The following is a 2,845-nucleotide window of genomic DNA, read 5'->3' on the forward strand; positions in this document are numbered from 1 at the left end:
ACGGTGTCGCGCAGCAGCGTCGAGTGGTGGCCGGACAGGGGCGCCACGACCAGCACGGTGGGCTGCACCTTGAGCCGCTGCAGCGTCGGCAGGTCGTCGGTGAAGCGCTTGAAGCGGAGCAGTCTGCAGAAGTCCTTCTCCACCGCGACCTGCTCGTGCACGGCGACGTCGACGCCCTCCACCGCGATCGAGCGGATGTTGAACTCCGGCTTCTCGTAGTCCTTGGCCAGTCGGTGCGCCAGGTCCAGGGTGGCCGAGACGCGATGCGCCAGCGGCGTGTGCGCGAACATCGACAGCGGGTGGTTGTAGAGCTTGGAGGACGCGCTCGCGAACTCGGAGAAGGGGCTGAGCAGCGCCCGCTGCGCTTCGTACCACTCGTAGAGCATCATGCCGTGGCCCTTTCGGTGACCTGGACGATCGCATCGACGACCGCTCCGATGTTGCGGTCGTTCAGCGCCGCGACGCAGATCCGACCCGAGTCGACGCCGTAGATCCCGAACTCCGTACGCAGCCGCTGCATCTGTGCCTTGTCGAGGCCGGAGTAGCTGAACATGCCGCGTTGCACGGTGATGAAGTCGGTCTCGATGTTCGCGCCGGCGGCGACCAGCCTGCGCTGCAGCTCGAAGCGCATGCGCTTGATGCGCTCCCGCATGCCGGCGAGCTCCTTCTCCCACAAGACCCGCAGCTCCGGCGTGGTGAGCACGTGCGCCACGGCAGCCGCCCCATGCGTCGGCGGGGTGGAATAGTTGGTGCGGATGACCCGCTTGAGCTGGCTCAGCACGCGTGCCGCGGCGTCCTGGGTCGCGCAGACGACCGAGAGCGCACCGACGCGCTCGCCGTAGAGCGAGAAGCTCTTCGAGAAGCTGGTCGCGACGAAGAAGTCCAGGCCGGCATCGAGGCAGAGGCGGACGGCCAGGCCGTCCTCGTGGATGCCCTCGCCGAAGCCTTGGTAGGCCAGGTCAAGGAACGGGATCAGGCCACGTTCCGAAAGCGACGCCACGACCTCCGACCACTGCGCCGGCGTCAGGTCGCAGCCGGTCGGGTTGTGGCAGCAGGCGTGCAGGACGACGATCGTGCCCGGTGCGGCACTCCGCAGGGCCGCCAGCATCGCCGGGAAATCGACGGCATGGGCACGCGGGTCGTAGTAGGCGTAGGACTCGACCGTGAAGCCGGCCCCTTCGAAGAGCGCGCGATGGTTCTCCCAGCTCGGGTCGCTGATCAGCACCCGCGAGCCCGGGCTCATCCGGCGCAGGAGGTCGGCCCCGACCTTCAGGCCGCCGGTTCCGCCGACGGCCTGCACGGTGGCGATGCGGCCGGCGCGCCGGACCGGGTGGTCGGCGCCGAACACCAGTGCCTGGGTGGCGGCGTCGTAAGCGGCGATGCCGTCGATCGGCAGGTAGCCGCGCGCCTTGGGCACTTCCTGCATCATGGCTTCGGCCTTGCGCACGCATTCGAGCAGCGGCAGCCTGCCGTTCTCGTCGTAGTAGACGCCGACGCTGAGGTTGACCTTGTTCGGGTTCGGATCGGCCGCGAACTGCTCGCTGATGCCCAGGATCGGATCGCGGGGCGCCATTTCGACGGAATCGAACAGTGAAGACATCTGGGTTCCTTGAGCGGCCGCAGCCTTTGAAACGGGCTCGCCGGCGCCCATGTACGGGGCACCCTCGCATCGGCAGGGAGCGTGCCGCGAGCGGTTTGCGCTAACCTGATCGATTTCGCTTCGCACGCGCGAGCCAACCCCGAAATTATCGTCCATGACACCCATGACCGAGGTCGCCCTCGCCGAGACAGCGTCGCCCGCGCAGGAAGGTGAATTCGTCACGTACCCCGGCTCGCCTTTCCAGTTGTTCTGCCCGTACCAGCCGGCCGGCGACCAGCCGACAGCCATCGCCGGGCTCGTCGAGGGGATCCGCGACGGCCTGAGCTTCCAGACGCTGCTCGGCGTCACCGGCTCCGGCAAGACCTTCACGATGGCCAACGTCATCGCCCAGATCGGCCGCCCGGCGATCGTCTTCGCCCCCAACAAGACGCTGGCGGCGCAGCTCTACAGCGAATTCCGCGAGTTCTTCCCGAAGAACGCGGTCGAGTACTTCGTCAGCTACTACGACTATTACCAGCCCGAGGCCTACGTCCCGCAGCGCGACCTCTTCATCGAGAAGGACTCGGCGATCAACGAGCACATCGAACAGATGCGGCTGTCGGCGACCAAGAGCGTGCTGGAGCGGCGCGACGTCGTCATCGTCGCCTCGGTGAGCGCCATCTACGGCATCGGCGCGCCAGAGGACTACACCGAGATGCGGATGATCATGCGCACCGGCGACAAGCTCGGCCAGCGCGATGCGATCGCGCACCTGATCCGCATGCAGTACACCCGCAACGAGACCGACTTCGCGCGCGGCACCTTCCGGGTCCGGGGCGACACGATCGACGTCTTCCCGGCCGAGCACAGCGAGCTGGCGATCCGGATCGAGCTGTTCGACGACGAGCTCGTGTCGCTCACCCTGTTCGATCCGCTCACCGGCCGCATCCGGCAGAAGATCCCCCGCTTCGTCATCTATCCGGCGAGCCACTATGCGACGCCGCGCGGCCGCGTCGTCGCCGCCATCGACACGATCAAGGAGGAGCTGCGCGGCCGCCTCGCCGAGCTGGTGTCGACCGGCAAGCTGGTCGAGGCGCAGCGGCTCGAGCAGCGCACGCGTTTCGACCTCGAGATGCTGCAGGAGATCGGCCACTGCAAGGGCATCGAGAACTACACCCGCCATCTCTCGGGCGCGCCGCCCGGCTCGCCGCCGGCGACGATGGTCGACTACCTGCCGAAGGACACCCTGATGTTCCTCGACGAGAG

The 2,845-nt window shown here is 67.5% G+C and carries 2 protein-coding genes and 1 pseudogene; 1 reads left to right on the forward strand and 2 read right to left on the reverse strand.

From position 1 onward, the window contains the following. Both AC30N0_RS03715 and AC30N0_RS03720 read right to left on the reverse strand, forming a co-directional pair. A pseudogene (locus tag AC30N0_RS03715) lies at positions 1–386 on the reverse strand (polyhydroxyalkanoate depolymerase); the annotation flags it as partial. Next, positions 386–1,600, reverse strand: coding sequence for an amino acid aminotransferase (locus AC30N0_RS03720; protein ID WP_489516586.1), 1,215 nt, complete (start codon positions 1,598–1,600; stop codon positions 386–388). The pseudogene AC30N0_RS03715 and the gene AC30N0_RS03720, both read right to left, overlap by 1 nt. 154 nt (positions 1,601–1,754) lie before the next feature. Between AC30N0_RS03720 and AC30N0_RS03725 the strand changes: the two genes are divergently transcribed. Beyond that, the coding region (locus AC30N0_RS03725; RefSeq protein ID WP_489516587.1) for a DEAD/DEAH box helicase family protein at positions 1,755–2,845 on the forward strand (1,091 nt) is incomplete at its 3' end.

It is taken from the genome of Rhizobacter sp., from assembly GCF_031412495.1.
In the GTDB taxonomy this organism is placed as follows: Bacteria; Pseudomonadota; Gammaproteobacteria; order Burkholderiales; family Burkholderiaceae_C; genus Schlegelella_A.